General features: G+C 36.7%; 19 protein-coding genes. 9 read left to right on the top strand and 10 right to left on the bottom strand.

The features are described from left to right. Nucleotides 1-273 precede the first annotated feature (273 nt). Both G4Y78_RS03300 and G4Y78_RS03305 read left to right on the top strand, forming a co-directional pair. Nucleotides 274-1,134 carry a MurR/RpiR family transcriptional regulator gene (locus tag G4Y78_RS03300; RefSeq protein ID WP_163831637.1) on the top strand — a complete coding sequence of 287 codons (861 nt, stop codon included), beginning with the start codon at nucleotides 274-276 and terminating at the stop codon, nucleotides 1,132-1,134. A gap of 431 nt (nucleotides 1,135-1,565) precedes the next feature. Beyond that, nucleotides 1,566-2,825, top strand: a complete 1,260-nt coding sequence (locus tag G4Y78_RS03305; protein WP_163831639.1) for a DUF4013 domain-containing protein — start codon at nucleotides 1,566-1,568, stop codon at nucleotides 2,823-2,825. A 59-nt stretch (nucleotides 2,826-2,884) separates the two neighbouring features. Here the strand turns inward: G4Y78_RS03305 and G4Y78_RS03310 are convergent, their stop codons facing one another. The 3 genes from G4Y78_RS03310 to G4Y78_RS03320 form a co-directional block, all read right to left on the bottom strand. Further along, a complete protein-coding gene (locus G4Y78_RS03310) occupies nucleotides 2,885-3,343 on the bottom strand; it encodes a response regulator (protein ID WP_163831642.1) in 459 nt (152 codons plus the stop codon). Next, nucleotides 3,340-3,846: a sensor histidine kinase gene (locus G4Y78_RS03315; protein WP_163831643.1), complete on the bottom strand. Its 507-nt coding sequence runs from the start codon at nucleotides 3,844-3,846 to the stop codon at nucleotides 3,340-3,342. Before G4Y78_RS03315 ends, G4Y78_RS03310 begins: the two co-directional genes overlap by 4 nt. A gap of 169 nt (nucleotides 3,847-4,015) precedes the next feature. Further along, nucleotides 4,016-4,609: a GAF domain-containing protein gene (locus G4Y78_RS03320; protein ID WP_163831645.1), complete on the bottom strand. Its 594-nt coding sequence runs from the start codon at nucleotides 4,607-4,609 to the stop codon at nucleotides 4,016-4,018. Between the two features lie 220 nt (nucleotides 4,610-4,829). Between G4Y78_RS03320 and G4Y78_RS03325 the strand changes: the two genes are divergently transcribed. Together G4Y78_RS03325 and G4Y78_RS03330 are read left to right on the top strand one after the other, a co-directional pair. Next, nucleotides 4,830-6,131, top strand: coding sequence for an IS701 family transposase (locus G4Y78_RS03325; RefSeq protein WP_163831647.1), 1,302 nt, complete (start codon nucleotides 4,830-4,832; stop codon nucleotides 6,129-6,131). A 227-nt stretch (nucleotides 6,132-6,358) separates the two neighbouring features. After that, complete coding sequence (locus tag G4Y78_RS03330; RefSeq protein WP_163831649.1) at nucleotides 6,359-7,294, top strand: IS1595 family transposase; 936 nt, start codon at nucleotides 6,359-6,361, stop codon at nucleotides 7,292-7,294. A 42-nt stretch (nucleotides 7,295-7,336) separates the two neighbouring features. On the opposite strand, the gene G4Y78_RS03335 is transcribed toward G4Y78_RS03330, so the two are convergent. Next, the gene (locus G4Y78_RS03335; protein ID WP_163831651.1) at nucleotides 7,337-7,750 is read right to left on the bottom strand and encodes a VOC family protein; all 414 of its coding nucleotides are present in this window, start codon (nucleotides 7,748-7,750) and stop codon (nucleotides 7,337-7,339) included. 108 nt (nucleotides 7,751-7,858) lie between these two features. Here G4Y78_RS03335 and G4Y78_RS03340 point away from each other — a divergent pair, with 108 nt between their 5' ends. After that, nucleotides 7,859-8,725, top strand: coding sequence for a LysR family transcriptional regulator (locus tag G4Y78_RS03340; protein ID WP_163831653.1), 867 nt, complete (start codon nucleotides 7,859-7,861; stop codon nucleotides 8,723-8,725). On the opposite strand, the gene G4Y78_RS03345 is transcribed toward G4Y78_RS03340, so the two are convergent. From G4Y78_RS03345 to G4Y78_RS03360, 4 genes are all read right to left on the bottom strand, one after another. Further along, a complete protein-coding gene (locus G4Y78_RS03345; RefSeq protein WP_163831654.1) occupies nucleotides 8,722-9,336 on the bottom strand; it encodes an isochorismatase family cysteine hydrolase in 615 nt (204 codons plus the stop codon). The two genes, G4Y78_RS03340 and G4Y78_RS03345, sit on opposite strands and share 4 nt — an antisense overlap. Before the next feature lie 19 nt (nucleotides 9,337-9,355). Next, nucleotides 9,356-10,114 carry an SDR family NAD(P)-dependent oxidoreductase gene (locus tag G4Y78_RS03350; RefSeq protein ID WP_163831656.1) on the bottom strand — a complete coding sequence of 253 codons (759 nt, stop codon included), beginning with the start codon at nucleotides 10,112-10,114 and terminating at the stop codon, nucleotides 9,356-9,358. A 198-nt stretch (nucleotides 10,115-10,312) separates the two neighbouring features. Beyond that, entirely contained in the window at nucleotides 10,313-11,179 is an 867-nt protein-coding gene (locus G4Y78_RS03355) for an MBL fold metallo-hydrolase (protein WP_163831658.1), read from the bottom strand. Between the two features lie 125 nt (nucleotides 11,180-11,304). Beyond that, complete coding sequence (locus G4Y78_RS03360) at nucleotides 11,305-12,198, bottom strand: LysR family transcriptional regulator (protein WP_163831660.1); 894 nt, start codon at nucleotides 12,196-12,198, stop codon at nucleotides 11,305-11,307. 121 nt (nucleotides 12,199-12,319) lie between these two features. Between G4Y78_RS03360 and G4Y78_RS03365 the strand changes: the two genes are divergently transcribed. The 4 genes from G4Y78_RS03365 (at nucleotide 12,320) to G4Y78_RS03380 (ending at nucleotide 15,501) form a co-directional block, all read left to right on the top strand. Then, the gene (locus G4Y78_RS03365) at nucleotides 12,320-12,703 is read left to right on the top strand and encodes a YybH family protein (protein WP_230425692.1); all 384 of its coding nucleotides are present in this window, start codon (nucleotides 12,320-12,322) and stop codon (nucleotides 12,701-12,703) included. A 54-nt stretch (nucleotides 12,704-12,757) separates the two neighbouring features. Next, entirely contained in the window at nucleotides 12,758-13,507 is a 750-nt protein-coding gene (locus tag G4Y78_RS03370; protein WP_163831662.1) for a substrate-binding periplasmic protein, read from the top strand. 126 nt (nucleotides 13,508-13,633) lie between these two features. Continuing rightward, nucleotides 13,634-14,383 carry an SDR family oxidoreductase gene (locus tag G4Y78_RS03375; RefSeq protein WP_163831664.1) on the top strand — a complete coding sequence of 250 codons (750 nt, stop codon included), beginning with the start codon at nucleotides 13,634-13,636 and terminating at the stop codon, nucleotides 14,381-14,383. A 125-nt stretch (nucleotides 14,384-14,508) separates the two neighbouring features. Further along, nucleotides 14,509-15,501, top strand: coding sequence for a 2-hydroxyacid dehydrogenase (locus G4Y78_RS03380; protein WP_329604944.1), 993 nt, complete (start codon nucleotides 14,509-14,511; stop codon nucleotides 15,499-15,501). A 217-nt stretch (nucleotides 15,502-15,718) separates the two neighbouring features. Here G4Y78_RS03380 and G4Y78_RS03385 read toward each other — a convergent pair whose 3' ends face one another. Continuing rightward, a complete protein-coding gene (locus G4Y78_RS03385; protein ID WP_163831666.1) occupies nucleotides 15,719-16,312 on the bottom strand; it encodes a hypothetical protein in 594 nt (197 codons plus the stop codon). A 9-nt stretch (nucleotides 16,313-16,321) separates the two neighbouring features. Then, nucleotides 16,322-17,911 carry an FAD-binding oxidoreductase gene (locus G4Y78_RS03390; RefSeq protein WP_222937631.1) on the bottom strand — a complete coding sequence of 530 codons (1,590 nt, stop codon included), beginning with the start codon at nucleotides 17,909-17,911 and terminating at the stop codon, nucleotides 16,322-16,324. Nucleotides 17,912-18,352 lie beyond the last annotated feature (441 nt).

An 18,352-nucleotide genomic window follows, 5' to 3' on the forward strand; every position in this document is an offset into this window, starting at 1 on the left:
TTGATATTGCAATTTAGTTTGTTAAATTTACTACATATCGCTAGAGTAAGTAGTATGCTGCTATAAGTTTTGATCATTTAAATACTGGTAGGGTCAGGTAAGCCAAGTTATGATAAGCCGCATTTTTAAGTTCAAGTATAGCCAGCAAAGTGCTTGCAACCTAAGTCACTGCATACTTTTAGGTGCTTGCAGGCGGGATAATAGCAATACTTGGCAAAATACTATTGGCTACAATATGCCCCTTCGTCACTTAACCGGTCATCTGATTGCTTTATGACTCGATCTATAAATTTAATCGAGCGTATTAAAACCAGTTTAGATACGCTAAACCGCTCAGAACGCAAAGTAGCGGATGTCATTTTAAAAGACCCACAATCCGCTACGCGTTACAGTATTGCTGCATTGGCTCAGGAGGCAGGAGTTAGTGAGCCGACAGTTAATCGCTTTTGCCGTAGCTTTGATGCTAAGGGCTACCCTGACTTTAAGCTGCAACTGGCTCAAAGTTTGGCTAGTGGTACCCCTTACGTTAGTCGTAATGTGGAGCAAGATGACTCTGCTCAGGAATACACTGATAAAATCTTTTCTTTTAGTATTGCCAGCTTAGATTCTGCCAGGCAAAGCATTGATGCTAACGAAATTACCAAAGCAGTTGACTACCTAATCCAGGCAAAACAAATTAGCTTTTTTGGAGTAGGGGCATCAGGCCCAGTGGCAATGGATGCTCAACACAAGTTTTTCCGATTTAATATTCCCGTAATGGCTTATGATGACTTTTTAATGCAAAGAATGGTCGCTTCTGTAGCCCGAACAGGCGATGTTATTGTCATTATTTCCTACACTGGCCGCACCCGGGAATTAGTGGAAGTTGCCAAAATGGGGCGTGAAGCTGGCGCCACGGTTATTGGTATTACTGCACCTAATTCTTATTTAGCAGATGAATGCACTTTAACAATTGGTGTAACGACACAGGAAGATACTGACGTTTATATGCCGATGGCTTCGCGCATGGTGCACTTAACAGTGTTAGATGTCTTGGCAACAGGAGTCACTTTGAAAAGAGGGGTTGATTTTCAAAAGCACTTGAAAGCAATAAAAGATAGTCTGAAAGCGAGCAGAATGCCGATAAAGGAATAATTGAGTTGTGTGGCTCAAAACTCAACTTTATTTTTCATCTTCTACACAAAGAACGCCTACCTGAAAAACGATTTTGCTTTTAGTTTTACTATTAAAGCAGCCGATAGATGGAGTTTATCGGTTGCTTTCAAAACACACAGTTTAACTGAGTGAACTACACTGCTGTTAATCAGATAATCAATAAGTCGCCTCAAAAGGATTGGGCTGCAAGCATGATGCTGTTCGCTATAAGAGGTAACTAAATGGCAGAACCTTTGAACTGTAAGTACCATGCTAATGAGCCTGCTGTATGGCGGTGTGGTAAATGTAAGCGTTTATATTGTGGTGATTGCGTACCAATTCCTCCTGAACACTATCCTATGACGAAATGCTATATATGCAGCTCTTCATTAGATTATTTAGGTGGCACCAAGAGCACTGATCCTTTTTGGATGAAAGTGCCTTACTTTCTAAAATATGGCCTTGATTGGAACATTATCATTTTTATTGTTGTGATGGCCTTGATTTCAGCAATGATCAGTAGTGTCCAGTCAGTAGTTATATCATTTGTTCTCAGAGTAATTTGGTTTTCAGTATATTTTAAATACACTTTTCAGGTTATTTCTGAAATCAGTGAAGGTAACTTGGAGCCACCACCACTCGAAGACGTATTTAGTGGTCGAGGTTTTTTGTTATTCCTTAGAATGCTGGGTGTTGCTTTAGTTTTTATCGGTATAGGTTTTTTTATTTTACTTACTTTAAAGTATTTTGTGTTGCTATATGCTTTTATTGTCGCACTGGCTTGGCCAGCCATTATTATGATAATGGCAAAAGAGCATAATGTAGGTGAGGCTATTAGCCCTGGTAGAATATTTGAGATGATTAAAACGCTAGGTGGGGACTATATAAATTTGCTAATATTTTTTGCAGTGCTGAATGTGCTACCTATTATGGCATCTGTTTATTTAGGTGGAGAAAGTGAAGGGGCTAGCTCTACAATTTTATTAACAATTATAGGATTATTATTTTTTGCACTTATTTCTGAATATACTGTATTTGTTTTCCATGCCATGATGGGTTACTGCCTCTATCGTCACCAGGAAGATCTTGGCTATGATGCTAACTACGATGACGACTACTATGCTGATGAGGCAACCTATATAAGAATTGCTTCGATGGCGGAATGTACGGTTTTAGAAAAAGAAAAGCGCTATGAAGAAGCTGTTAGCCGCCTTCGCTCGGTGTTAGAAAAGAATCCTGAAGTATTGGATTTAAACCTCAAATATCATAACTTATTGCTTTTAACTAAAGAGCAGGACCGGTTAGTCAGACATGGCCAACATTTGATCCAGTTATTAATAAATGCTAAGAATCAACGTCAAGCTGCCCAAGTATATTGCAATGTCATTAATCAGGCCTCAGATTTTACCCTGCCAACAGCTGAGTTAAGAAACAGCGTTGCTCAAGGGCTTTATAGTATAGGAAAACACAAAGAAACAGTGCAACTTGTAAAAGATATGCACAAGCAGTTTCCAGGGTCTTATGAAATACCTCAAGCCTATTTATTGGCTGCAAAAGCATTGTGTGAAGGCCTATCCCAGGATCAGTTAGCTTTGAAATATCTGGATTTTATAGAAGGAAAGTTCCCTAATTCGCCAGTTGTTAAAGAAGCTAAAGAATATAGAGAAGTTATAAGTAGAATGAAACATTAGTAGTATTTCACCTACTAGAAGTCTTGATATAACAGTTCTAAGAAATTTCGAATTATATTTTATTGTGAATTATCTATAGAGCAAATAAGGTGAATTTCATCTCGTAGTTGGCTTTCGGTAAACTCTTTATAACCATCCATGTGCCAGGGCTTTACATAATATGCTTTAGCACCATAAGAAAAACACTTCTCTTTGTCTGCAGGGTTTTCGGAACCTGACAGAATAATTATATTGACAACCGTGTTTTTTTTATTTTTCTGCAGATTTTCAAGAATCTCTTGTCCTGTCATTTTTGGTAGGTTTAAATCCAATATAACTAAATTATTTGTAAGTAATCTGTCATCAACTATTTCCGAGTCTAGAAATTCATAGGCTGACATACCATCATCAAAGTGAACAATTTCTTCCACGTTGAGTTTAGCGTTACGGATAAAGTACTTTAAAATCAGTGCATCTTCCTCACAGTCTTCTATAAGGATTATCCTGCACTTTTTATTGGTTTGGCCACGGGTATTCATGTGACATTCCTTGGTAAGGTAAAGTAAATGCAACTGCCTTTATCTGGTTGTGATTTGATCCATATAGAACCGCCTATTGATTCAATAGATTTTTTACAAAATGCTAAACCAACACCACTACCTACATAGTCTGCACGTGTATTAAGCTTATTGAAAAATTCAAATACCTTATTATAGTGCTGGGAATCAATACCTATACCATTATCACAAATAGTAATTTGCCAAAATGCACCTTCTAAACTTGCTTTAATCTCTATTCTAGGATTACTATCATCTTTATGAAATTTTATTGCATTAGAAATGATGTTTTGGAAAACTCGATATAATAAAACAGGGTCAGACCAAACAGTAGGTAGCTGATCGTAATACACTTTGGTGTTTTTTTCTGCAATGGTTTGCTCATATATCTTAAGCGTGTCTTGTACTAAATTAGTTAAATCGACAGCTCGCAATGAAGGGATATGATTTTCTACTAATGAAATTTCTAGCAAATCAGCTACCAATTGGTAGGCTTGCTTGGCTGAGTCTTTAATTTTTTCTATATATACTTTGAGAGGTAGCTCTTGTATTGAATTTTTTTGAAGGGTAAGAGAACCTTGTGTCTCACCTATCAGTAACTAACCTTCTAATAGTGAAGATAACATACTGATTCCACGGAGGGGCTCTTTAAGATCATGAGATGCCATCCAGGTAAGCCGGCTTAATTGATGATTTGCTGATTCTAACTCTGTCAAGCGATTTTCTAGCTGCTAAATCATTTATGACTATTGATGTGGCATCAGCGACGGCCTGTAAAGCATCCAATTCTTTAGCTGTTGGCGTATAACTTTTGGCCCAGTAAGTACCGATTGCTCCTATAGGATCTTTTTTACGAATTGGAGTCATTGCTAAGCTATGTATGAAGGTCGGTTTATACACATCATGGGGAATACGACTATCTTTGTATATATCTGAAATACATAACTGTTCCTTATGCAGCATGCTCCAGCCACTAATACATGCCCTTAAAGGGAATCGCATTCCTTTCCATAGTGGGCTGATAGCATCTTCATCGGCATAATAACATTGCTCATTCTCTCGAAGTACAAAAGTTGCTCCATCTGCATTTACTAATTTTCTTGCAACTGTTCTAACTATTTTCATGACATCTTCTAGGCTGTGGGCCAAAGACAGTTGTTGAACAACTTGAACTAATGTAGATGATGTAGAATCAAGGCTGGGGTAAATAGAAGGAATTTGGCTTTCTTGCTCTCTTAAGCTTTCCATGCTTTATTCTCATTTATACTTTATATATCTATTGGCTGGAGTATATCTTAAGCATGTTAAATAAGATAACAAAAAACTGTCTTATTAATTACAGTTTGGCTTATTATAAAACTCACTCAGGTTATTTTAATACTGAAGTTTCACCATTCCAGTAACAAAAAAGCCCCTTTTTTGATATGTTAGTTTTCGCCAAAAAACAACACCCAAAAAAGAGGCTTCAGTGCAAAGTTTAATCGATCTTCTTAAGGAATTGCAAACTCAAATTAAGCAAAATGGAGAAAGAAAGGCACTATTTGTTTATACTTTGATCGCCATTATGCTACCAGTAATAGGTTCCAGAGCTTCACATATCTACCGAGCAATAACAAAGCTCTTTAAATATAACGTCACCCTCCGTCGATTCTATGGATTTATGGCTTCTCCTAAGTTAGCTTGGGATAAATTATGGCCAATTGTCTGGCAAAAAATATTACCCTTAAATCAGACAGAAGGACCTATTCTGCTTGCCACAGATGATTCTATGTTGCCTAAAACTGGAAGAAACATATTTGCTTGTGGCAAACACTTTGATCATGCAGCTAAACAAAATCAGTCGCGTTATATCTGGGGGCAAAATATTGTCAAACTGAGCTGCTTAAAAAATATTCACGGTCGTTGGGCTAGTTTACCTCTAAACTTTCGTTTTTATCAGCTGAATAAAGATGTCGCTAAAAAAGACTTTCAAACACGGATTGATCAAGCAATTACCATGATATTACGTGTAGTTAAAGTATGTGGCCATCGCTCAGTATTGTTAGTCTGTGATAACTGGTTTGGTAACGGGTCATTATATTTGCCTTTGAAAAAAGCACTTGGCGAACAGTTTCATCTCCTCTCTCGATTGCGTTCGAATAGTGTCTTATATGATCAGCCTACTCAACCCAAGAAAAGAAAAAGAGGAGCGCCTAGAAAGTACGGCAAGCGTCGTGGCAATGTAGCAACTCTGGCAAGGCGACATAAAAGAAATGCAACAACGTATCAGGTTAAGCTCTACGGTAAGACCCGCGCGGTACAGGCTTATACTGAGCTAGTGATGAGTCAATCGTTAAAAACACAGATTAGAGTCGTGTGGATTTATTCCGGACGAGCTTCTTGGGTTGCTCTCTACTCAACAGATACCTCTTTAACGGTGACTCAAATAATTGAATGGTACGGTGCACGCTGGAAGATTGAAGCTGGGTTTAAAGAGTTAAAACAGGAATTAGGGAGCTTATCTTGTCAGGCTAGAACAGAGCATGCCGTGACGAACCATCTCCATTTTTGTATGATGGCCATGTCATTGCTTTGGTTTTATGTGGCACAACAGTCTAGTAAACCTACTCGTCGCCACTCTGTTGCAAACCGGAGCTCTTTCGCTTTTTCTGATATCCGCCGTCTCTTTGCGGAAGAAACTGAACAGGAAAAATTCAGCAAGGGTTTGGGGATATTTACCAAAACCCATAATAATAATTTAATTAGTACTATGCTTCAGTTAGTGGCTTAAATGTTTTGGTGAAACTTTAGTTTTAATATATTTGTAAGTGTAGCAGAATTAATAAGTTGAAGGTATGTTGAATTTTAAACACTAAATAAAAACGCTTATTACTATTAATTATTTTAGTTTTTCTTTCTTTTGACTGTCACAAAAGCCTTCCTAATTATCACTATACCTAAGCCATTAACTGCTGTATATTTGAACAGCATGGAAACTTAATTGAGAAGGTATAAATAATGGCTATCAACAAAGTTCAATTTCAAAAAGGCCTGAGTTTAAACGAGTTTCTCAAACAATATGGTACAGAAGAACAATGCTTTAATACCTTATACAAATTGCGATGGCCAGAAGGTTTTCAGTGCCCCAATTGTGGATACGACAAATGCTGTCAACTCACTACTAGAAAGCTTCAGCAGTGCTATAAATGTCACCAGCAAACATCTGTAACTGCAGGTACTATCTTTGAATCAACCAAATTACCATTAAAGACTTGGTTCCAAGGGATGTATTTGATCTCCCAAGACAAAAAAGGTATATCAGCCATAGAATTACATCGCCATTTAGGTATTTCCTATCAAGCTGCCTGGAGAATGAAACATAAGCTCATGAAAGTGATGCAAGAAAGAGAAGGCACCAAGCAATTGTCGGGTTTTATTGAAATTGATGATGCCTATCTTGGTGGCGAGCGTACAGGTTGCAAAAGAGGTAGGGGAGCAGATGGGAAAATACCTTTTGTAGCAGCCGTAGAAACAACAAAACAAGGTCAACCGACACGAATTAAACTGAGCATTTTAAAAGGGTTTAATAAAGAAGAGATAACGGCTTGGAGTAGGCAGAATTTGGCCAAGGGCAGTACCGTAATCTCCGATGGACTGGCCTGTTTTAATGGTGTCATAGAAGCAGGTTGTCTTCATGATAAAATTGTATGCGGTGGTGGTCGTGCATCAGTAGAGGAACCTGAATTTTATTGGGTTAACACCATCCTTGGAAACTTAAAAAGTGCTTTACGTAGTACTTATCATGCTATTCGGGCTAAATATGCACAACGTTATCTTGCTGAATTTCAGTATCGATTTAATCGAAGATTTAGCTTAGTAGAATTTATTCCTAGGCTAGCATTTGTAGCACTGAGAACACCTCCACTACCAGGTCTTAGGTATGATGATAATTAGGAAAGCCTTTGGGGTAGTGGTGCAAGCACCACTATATGTTAACTATTTCTCATAAACTTGCTTAAAGTCTTGAAAACCTTTGAATTCGATAGGGTTTCCTGCTGGATCAGAAAAAAACATTGTATATTGTTCTCCGGGTTTACCTTCAAAACGAATAGTAGGTGGAATAATAAAATCTATATTTGCTTGAGTTAAGCGGTTTGCAACTTTCTGCCATTCATTTAGCTCTAAAATCATTCCTATGTGAGGCATAGGAACTTGATGTTCACCTACAAAACCTGTCAGTGTGGTAGTGAATGGGACGCCAAGATGCAATGATATTTGATGGTTAAAGAAGTTAAAATCAATCCAAGTTTCAGTGCTTCGGCCTTCTTTACAGCCTAATGTATTACCGTAAAAATCTCTAGCTTCAGATAAATCATTAACATGATAAGCAAAGTGAAAAATAGATTGCATAATTGTATTTCCTGAGTTTTTTACTATAAAATTAATCCTAACTTATTCAGCAATAGTAGGAAACCATTTGTTAATGAAAGTTACTGTTGCTAATCGCTAGGAAAACTTATGGATGTACGTTTTTTAAAAAGCTTACTCGCTGTAATAGATAAAGGCTCAATAGCTGATGCAGCTAGACTTGAAAACTTAACCTCATCAGCGGTTAGCCAACGTATTCAGGCTTTAGAAAGAGAACTGGGAGTCACACTGTTTTCTCGTATTGGGAATACGGCTAAACCAACAGAAAGTTGTATGAGGTTGGTCCCTCGGGCGAGAAAAATTGTGCAAGAGATACAAGCATTAAGAACTGATTTAGACCCATTAGGGTTAACGGGTGAACTGCGTATTGGTGCTATTTCAACAGCACTAACAGGTTTAATACCACAATTACTGAAAAAACTAATGACTCAAGCGCCAGATGTTAAATTGAGTATAGTACCAGGTACATCAGCCTCATTGTATGAGAGGCTAATGGCTGAAGAGTTGGACGCTGTTATAGTGGTTAATCCACCTTTTGATACACCAAAAATGATGAAAAAAATAACACTCTATGCAGAGCCCCTGGTTTTTATAAAACCTAAGTCTTTATCCTTGCCGATTAAACAAGCTATACAAGCTGGGCCGTATATTCAGTATGACCCAAACTCCTGGGGTGGCCGATTAGCGATAGAGTATTTACATGATCAGCACATAGCAGTAGAACCATTGTGTGATTTAGATGGTTTGGAGGCAATTGCCGTATTGGTATCAGAAGATGTAGGTGTAAGTTTAATCCCTTATTGGAAAGGGCTTGAAAAAATTGCAAATAATATTGCTATTAACCATGTGGATATTAGAAAGTACCAAAGAGAAGTTGTGCTGTTATACCCAGTACAAACGGTTAATACTAGTTTAATAAATTTTTTAGTTAATTTGCTTCAAAGTGAGTCAGGTTAATCAGTTGCTTTGCTATCTTGCCATAGAATATTCGAGTTAATAACTTTAATATGATAACCGTCGTAGATATTAAGTACCGCGTCATGGTGTGCTCTATCTCTATCAGCACAACAATCTTCTAGAACGTATACTTCATAGCCTTTACAAAAGGCTGAGCTAGCAGAAAACATAACACATGCTTTAGTTAGTACACCACACATATATAGTCGCTTTATATTATTGTCTTTTAAATAAGCTTCAAACTCGTCACCAATACTATGAAATAAGTCATAGGTCCACTTGATAAATACTTTTTCATTATTCAACTCTTTTGCATAGGGCTCTGGAGATCCTTCACCTAAAGCAACATTTCCTGGAGGGTGTAATTTATTCCACCAAGAAATCCATGTGCTTTTTTGACTATTATCTTTCTCTCGAATATGAATAATGGGTACTTTATTGTTTCTGGCATTTTTCAACAGTAAACAAATTTTATCGGGGAATTCAGGAAACTGATCAAGGAGGCTAGTTTTCTGCTGTTCTAGTAAAGTAGTTGTATTACTTATATAATCAGTCTGTACATCGATAATAACAACAGCGCTATTGGATAAATCAGGGTTGTTTTTGATCATTGTATATATTTTTCTGCAATTAGTGGAAGTAGGATGCGCCATTGATATCAATGGTTGCACCAGTCGCATGATTTGATAGGCCAGATAGTAAAAATGCAATTATATTGGCAACCTCTTCTGGTGGTGCTGGTTTGCCTGTGGGGACTTCATTAAGTAATGTTTCATTACCTGGTTTAGCTAGTTTTTTCTGGATACGATCTGTATTGACCCAGCCGGGAGCAATATTAAATGCATAAATACTGTCTTTTGCATAAGCTTTAGCGATTGAGCGAGTTAGTGAAACAATAGCACCTTTTGAAGCTGCATAATGCATCATATCAGGTAAATCACCTCGAAATGCAGCCCTACTGGCTAAATTGATAATCACACCACCAGTCTGTTGTTGATAGTGTTTGATGGCATAACGGCATAAATCTGCTACTGCGATAACATTTATATCTAAGGTTGATTTCCATAAGTCCCGCCATTTTGATGTGGCATCATCAATAGCTACGGGTGACTCAAAAGCTGCATTATTGACTAATCCGTCGATAGTGCCTTGCCATGCAAGGGCATTTTGCCATAATTGATCAACTTGTTCAGGTTTTGCTAAGTTAGCTTGAATTGGCTGACAGCGGTTAGCGCCATATTCATTTTGTAGCAAATTAATGCTTTCTGCAGAACTATTGTAGTGCAGAATTAATTTTGCACCTGCTCTTAATAGGCATTTAGCTGTTGCTAAGCCAATTCCACCTGAGGCACCCGTTAGTAAAATAGTTTTATTTTTGAGAGAGATCATTGATATCGCTCCAAGATTAAGAACATGCTAGAAGTATAGAACTGTAACTTAAGTGCTATGGTTGTTGTAGCAGGAAAAACTGATGCTACACATAAGAATTACTGTTGGGTGAGGATAAAGTGGGAGAGAGGCAGGATATAGTCTTGTCAGAAGCTGCCTAACAAGACTAAATATCAAAGTTTGTGCTATTGAGGGGCACTAGCCGCCGTGAAAAATAGATAGGGCCATTCTGCGAATATGGGCAGATAGTTCTGTGTTGTAGTTAGTCCAATCTCTATATTTTGGCAATTGTAGTGTTTGTGGCCACTTGTTTAGTCCATCAAATACTTTTCCAACACCCTCGGATTCAATCGTTTCATTAATTTTGTTATTGATCAGGTTGTAAAGGTCTGTAACAAACTCAACATTTTCATTGAGTGGTTGTACTGAAGTTGATGTAGCATGGCTATTCACAGCATGTGTTAACTTCCAGGACTGCATTTGTTTAAGCGCATTTAAAACACCAAGGTAGTTATCGTTTTCCATCCACATACCTGGAATTAAATAGCGATCTGAATATAAGTCTGCGCTAAAGGCAATAGCATCTTCGGGTAAGTGAAGTACGGTGCTGCTAAACCCATCGGCAGGTCCAAAATGATGTAGACTCACAGGAGTATTACCAATTTTAAAAGTAAGTTCTTTATCAAATGTAAAATGTACTTTTTTAGGTGCGATATTTCTATTATCTAATTGAAATACTTTTTCACAGCTATTATGACAAATAACTTGAGCACTACTAAATACTTCAGTTCCTCCGACATGATCATAGTGCTCATGTGATAAGACTATTTTTGTTACTGGTTTTTTGGTTAGTTTTTTAATTTGTTGTTGTAGTTTTTTTGCTCTTGAAGTATTAGCTGGATCAGTAATTAATACTCCATTATTTGATAAAATAACCAAACTAGTGAATCCATCTTCTTCTATAGCATAAATATTTTGTTTTAACTTGATAACTTCTGTTGCAGTAGTAACTGGCGTAACAATGCAACCAATAGATAGTAATAGGGAACTAAAAAGCTTATTCAATTGAATACTCCTTACATCATAGGTAATATACGTCACCTTAGTATCAACTGTAGAGTTTATTAACAACTGAATTTACGCTTTTTACATTATTGGGGAGTGTGATTGTTATAATATGATATTAGCTTTTATTTGTTGTTAATACTTATGTTATCAATAAGTAAGTTGATATATGTACGTACTTTTAATGGTACTTGTTGGCTATAGGGGTGAAGACAGTTTATATCCCGTGGCTCTGATACAATATGGGGGAAAACCTGTATTAATTTACCTTGCTCGATTAATTCTTTAGCGTAAATATCAGGTAATAGTGTTATACCTAAGCCTTTTTCTGCTAAATTTGTGGCTGAAGGTAATGTATTCACTCGAAATCGATGGTTTAGCTCTAGTTTAACTTTTTTACCATTCCATAAAAGAGTCTGTTTTTTTCGTCTTTCCTGCCAGCTGGTTGCTATATGGGGAAGTGCTGCCAATTGCTCTAGCTGGTTTATCTCGCCTAATTGATGGAGTTTGTCTGGAGCAGCACAGAATATTTCAGTGAGCTCACCAAGTTTCCTTACTTTATAGTTGCTGTCCGGTAATGAACCTACGCTAATTGCTATATCGATATTATGGGTGAGTAAATCTAAGCGTTGGTCGTTAATAATCAGTTTAGGCTCAATTTTAGGAAATAATTTACAAAGCTCTGTGAGTGTTGGCAATACCAACTGGTTTTCAAATGCATGAGGTGCTGTAATAACCAGAGGGCCTTCGGGGCTACTGGCTTGTGATTGTATTTCGTCGAATGCAATATTGACTAACTCTTTAATCGATTGGCAGCGGCGGGCAAAGACTCTACCTTCTTCAGTTAAGCTGAGCCGCCTAGTAGAGCGGTTCATTAGTCTTACCTCTAACTCTTCTTCTAACAGGCTAATATGCTGGCTTATTGCTGATCGGGTATGCCCTAGACTTTCTGCTGCTCGGGTAAAGGAACCGGTGTGTACAACTTCTGCGAACACCAACATTCGATAAATGTTCTTCATTGGCTTCCAACTTTGACTATTGTTCAGTATTACTAATCAGTAATTTCAATAAAACCATAATTATTAAAAAAATCAGTACAAATATAATAGCATTTAAGTTAACAAGCTATAATGGAGAAAAATGATGAATGATGTTAAAGCAGTTAAAAAACAAGTATTAGCCACTAGCAAGCAGTGGATAGCAAGTTTCAACAATGGGGATATCAACGGATGTGCTGATGCCTACAGGCCAAATGCTGTAATGGATGCAAGACCTGTTGGGCAATTTATAGGGCGTAAAGCAATTTTGGATTTTTGGCAACAATTTGTTCAGTCCACTGGGGCGACGGATTTGGTGTATAAAGATGTCAGCATTGAAGTACTCGATGAGCATAATGCTGTTTTATCAGCTAACTGGCAAATGAACGTTGGTCGAGGCTACATTAGTAGGGAGCTATGGCAGCGACAGGAGAGTGGTCAATGGTTGTTGGGTGAGGATGACTTTACTGTGGTTGAGCAATTCTGACGGTGTCTACGGCTATACTGTAAGTTAGCACGTAGTTTGTATAGGACTGCCGATATGCAGCTGTTTTTCTATTTGTTAATTAGTTTTTTATCTATTAACTTGGTACATGCAGCCAGTCAACAAACTGTCCGTTTGACCAATGGGGAATGGCTGCCTTTTCAATCAAAAAATCTTAAACATTACGGTGTTGCATCACATATGGTGACAGAGGCATTTGCTAGTGAAAATATTAAAGTAGAATATGTTTTTATGCCATGGAAAAGGGCCTATATTGAAGCGAAAGAAGGGCGATTTGATGGCTCTCTTATTTGGAGCCCTGATCCTGAGCGTGAAAAGGATTTTTTATTTAGCGATATACTCATTCATGGAAAATCAGTTTTATTTCATTTGAAGTCAACACCTTTCGACTGGAAGGATTACTCTGATTTTGTCAAGCTGAAAGTAGGCGGTGTAATTGGCTATAAATACCAATTTGAATCAAATAAAGATATTAAAGTGGAAAGAGCCTATTCTGAAATTGCTATTTTTAAAATGTTAATAAATAAAAGAGTCGACATTTTACCTTCTGATTTGGATGCAGGTTATGCAATTTTGTATGATAACTTTTCTGAGGAAGAAATAAGTAAAGTTACTCATCATGCGCGGCCATATAATACAACAACATACCACTTGATTTTAAGTAAAAAAATAAAAGGCAGTGGTCATCTGATGCAGTTATTTAATACAGGTCTTAAGAAACTAAAGAATAGTGGTAAATATGATAACTATTTAGAAAATTCACGGAGAGGATTATACAGAAAATAAGTGTTCTGATTTAATGATATATTAAACTACAAGAGAATTATATATAGTCTATTATAAACACACTTTACCAATCCAAGGAGATTGATTACTATTTTTGCTGGTTTAACTATAACTGGGAGTATAGCATTGACAAAGGTAGTTATTATTACTGGAGCAAGTCGGGGTATTGGCGCTGCTACAGCGTTATTAGCTGCAAAGCAAGGTTATGCCATTTGCGTTAATTACCAAAAAGATAAAGCGTCTGCTAATAAAATAGTCAATACTATTCAGGCAACAGGTAGTAAGGCAATTGCTGTTGCTGCTGATGTCAGTAAAGAGATAGATGTAAAGCATTTATTTAAAATTACAGAAAATGACTTAGGACCTATTTCGGGTCTGGTCAATAATGCAGGAGTGCTTGATCAACAAACTAAATTTGAAAATATGTCAGTCGAGCGCTGGCAACGTATTTTTAATATTAATGTTATTGGCAGTATGCTTTGTGCACGGGAAGCGATTATACGAATGTCTACTCAGCATGGAGGACAGGGAGGCGCAATAGTCAATGTATCCTCTGCAGCCTCATTTATTGGAGGGGCTAATGAATATGTTGATTATGCAGCTTCTAAAGGAGCTATTGATAGTTTGACGATAGGATTAGCTAAAGAGGTAGCTGCTGAGGGGATAAGAGTAAATGCTGTTAGGCCTGGGTTAATTAATACTGATATCCATGCCAGTGGTGGTGAACCTGGTCGTGTCGATCGATTAAAAGAGGCAATTCCTATAAAACGGGGTGGTACAACTGAAGAAGTAGCTAATGCCATTATGTGGCTATTATCTGACCAGGCATCATACTGCACTGGTAGTTTTATTGAATTGGCTGGAGGAAGACGTTAACTGAATTGAGTTATTGTAGTGATTCAACACTGTTGTAAGTCAAATAATAAAACTAATTGTTAGTATAAGATAGAAAGTTAGATAGCTGATTTTTTAATCAGCTAAAAGTAAAGGAAAATCATGAGATGTCAATGAAGTTAGCAGTGTTTAATACCCATAGTTATGATAAAGCATTTTTTGAACAGGCTAATAATGGGTTTGGTTTAGATATTTCATTTTTCGAACCTCGTTTGACAGTTGAAACGGTAAAGCTGGCTGAAAAGTATCCAGCTGTTTGTGCTTTTGTTAATGACGTAGTTGATAGGGAAGTTATTGAACAGCTTGCTAAAGGTGATACTAAGTTAATTGCGCTACGTTCTGCTGGCTATAATAATGTGGACTTAGCGGCTGCCAAGCAATACGACATTAATGTTGCCAATGTGCCGGCATATTCACCCGAGTCTGTTGCTGAGTATACTGTAGGTATGATGCTGACGTTAAATCGTAAGATACATCGTGCCTATAACCGGGTTAAAGAAAGTAATTTTGCTTTAAATGGCTTTATTGGTTTTGACTTCCATAATCGAACTGTTGGTGTGATAGGAACTGGTAGAATTGGAACTGCTGTTGTAAAAATAATGCATGGCATGGGGTGTCGAGTACTTGCATATGATCCTGTGCAAAACGAAGCTTGTCTTGAGCTAGGGGTTAACTATGTAGGTCTTCCTGAGCTTCTAGCTGAATCTGATGTAATTACTTTACACTGTCCTATGACTGAAGATAATTATCATATTATTGATGAAAAAGCGGTTAAGGCAATGAAGGATGGTGTTATGTTGCTTAACACGAGCCGTGGTGGGCTAATTGATACTGATGCAGTTATTGCAGGATTAAAATCGGGAAAAATTTCTAACCTAGGTCTTGATGTTTATGAGAATGAAAAGCCATTGCTTTATGATGATCATTCTAACGAATTATTACTTGATGACGTATTAGGTAGGTTATTAACATTCCCTAATGTATTGATTACTGGTCATCAAGGCTTTTTTACTGAAGATGCACTTAGTGCGATAGCAAGCACTACTTTGTATAATGTGAAGTGTTTTTATGAAAATAAAACTTCCGGAAATGAGCTTTAGAGAAGCCCTTTAGTTAAATTACTCAGAAGGCACCCTATGTTTTAGGAAAAAAATTAACTGAAAACCTCCATAGGAAAATGGAGGTTTCTGAGGCCGGTTAGCACTATTTGAATATCATTATATAGCTATACCTCATCCGAAAGTATATTAATCGAATGGACTTTATAGAATAAGAATAAGTAATGGAATGCTTCCTTTCTTGAGTGGATGTATCAAATTATGTTTTACTTTGTAAAGTAAATAGGTTTTTGAAAGATTTTATTCTGTATTTTATAAAGCCTGATACCCAGTACTTGAAGATAATAACTAATATCAGTCTGACCATATGACGACGAGTTCCGTAGTACATACAGCACCAAGGTGCATGAGCAATAGGTCCTTCATATAATACAGTTGGAAAGACTAATCTTTGTAGCTTTACTACTTTTGGTTCAATTGATGCACCAAGCATGTAACGCTTACCTAATGAACAATAATCATAAAATGTCAAAAGATAGATCCAACCTCGTTTAAATGAGCTAAGTTCATTGTTCATCCATATGCAACAGCCTTCAACCAAATTATTTTTTGATGGGATTTTACTCTGTAATAGTGCTTCTTTAGGAATATCGGAAAGGTATCTGTGTGGAATGTTAGAGTTTAATACATAGCCACCAATTATCTCGGACTTTTTATTGTAAATCCCTCGAACTATTGAAGCCTTTTCAAGGTACTTACTATCAACATTATTTCCAGAAACATGGTAATATTTGTTTTTGAACTCTTGTAGTCCCTGTTTATCTTTAATTATTTTTGTTGAAGTGAATCTCATTTTTTCAGCCTAACACTCATAACGTCCGGGTGCTATAGAGTTTTGAGGATCTATAGCCTGTTTAATGATTTTTCGTAAAGAAAGAGCATCTTGCTCTATTCCATCGTCAAGAGGCATTTCGTCAACAGCTCTTCTATAAGGTATCCAACCATAATCAATATATTGTTTTCTTAGTTTTTTTATGGTTTCGTGGGCTAATTTCGTTTCATCGTAATTTGATGTGTCATAATATAAGCTGATAATGGCTTGACATAACCTTGATGTCACTGCAGTTAATGTCACTGCCATTTCAAAGCCAGCCTTATCAAACTCACACTCCGTTACAGATAGGCACTCTTCAATATCTTTTCCAATCATGGGTAGAGAGGGTGCGAGCCAGAAAAAACCACATCCATTATCAATTGGATCTACGTCTATTCGAGGCTTACTATTTCTATTTCTCCAATAACAACCTTTAAGCGCAACATTATCTGGAACACCTTCAAAAATTCCCATTGCTTTTGATATTTCAGTTATTTTTTTATTAGTGGACTCAATGTTGGGTATCCAGCTAGCATTATTTGAAAACCAGTTGGCTAAAGACTGAGTTTTTTGGAAAAAACTGTAGGAAATAACATATACATTTGCTATTTTTTTTAGTCTTCTTTTTATTCTTTTTGCCTTTGCTTTTGCTACGGAGGTATGGCCAAAAATAGAAAATGTAGCCATCCATGGTGATATTTTTAATTTCCTCAGTAAACTATTTATGTCGCTTGTATTGGGGCCTGTTTTGTTATTCCAGTTAGTAAAATCAAACTGAGAAAACATACCAAGCATGCGATAATGGTTGCCTATATGTGGTAATGCATCGACCGTGCCTTCTGATTTAAGTTCTCGCATTGCATTGATGTATTGACCAATTGTTGCATGGCTTTTAAGTTTAATAATACAACGCAAGCTACATTCAAGACGTGGAACTAGTTCAAGCCGAATTTTAGTAACAATACCTATATTATTTTGAGTAAATATCTCATGAATTCCAGCACTTAAGCCTACACGCCCTATATATTTTCCTGGTAGAGATAAAGAATAATTTTCGCCGTTAGATAGTATTAACTCAGTAATAGCGAAATGACGTACACGATAACCTAGGGGGGAATGTCCAAATCCTCTTTCTAATATATTACCAATAATACTAGTATCTGGTCCTGCCCCCGTACAATCTATCATCCAATCTGTAGTTTTTAGGAACTGAGAAAGCTGTCCTTGTGTTACACCGGGTTCAATTTCTACACTCCCTAGTATTGGATCGAAATCAATAATATGATTCATTTTATGCATATCTAAAATGATGCAACCTTCTTTAGGGGGGCAGCTTTTTCCATATCCCCAATTTTTACCACATGAGACTGGATATACAGGAGTCTTATGTTTGTATGCAGTAGACATAATAAATTGTACTTCGGTACTGCTTTCAGGGTATATTACTCCCAAAATTTCCCTGTGATGTAATCCAAGTCCGCTACATGATTTATTTTCTAACAGGTCATTATAAGACAGCACCTTAATTCCAGATAGTTGGTCTGGATGGTGGGAAGCTATTTTTTCTTGGACCTCCAAAATTTAAACTCCTAAGTGCAGTAAGTAAATTTTTCTAAGATAGCTAGAAAATATGTTTATTGATTTTGAATAACATATTTTTTGTGCAATGATTCTGTAAGTGCTTACTTTTATAGCTGGTTATAGTAAATCTGTTGGTATTGTAATGTTATCTTAATGCTGTTGTATACACTTAGAAATAATTTGCGTCTTACAAGTTGTGTATTGATATCTGTGTGAAAAAGCTTACTTACTATAAAAGCTTTGAATTTATTTGTTGTTAGCAATTAGAAGTAGCTTTTTGCTAGATTTGACTAACTAGTCTTAAAATGATTGAAAGCATCTTATGTTTAATTGTTAATGTTTAAGTTGATTAATGATGTGTTTTAGTAAGTGGATACTTTAATTCGAACTAAATGATGGATTGGCTTAAAGGCGATAAAAAATTAAAAGCTCTTAAGA

The sequence above is a fragment of the Spartinivicinus ruber genome, from assembly GCF_011009015.1.
Taxonomy (GTDB): Bacteria; Pseudomonadota; Gammaproteobacteria; order Pseudomonadales; family Zooshikellaceae; genus Spartinivicinus; species Spartinivicinus ruber.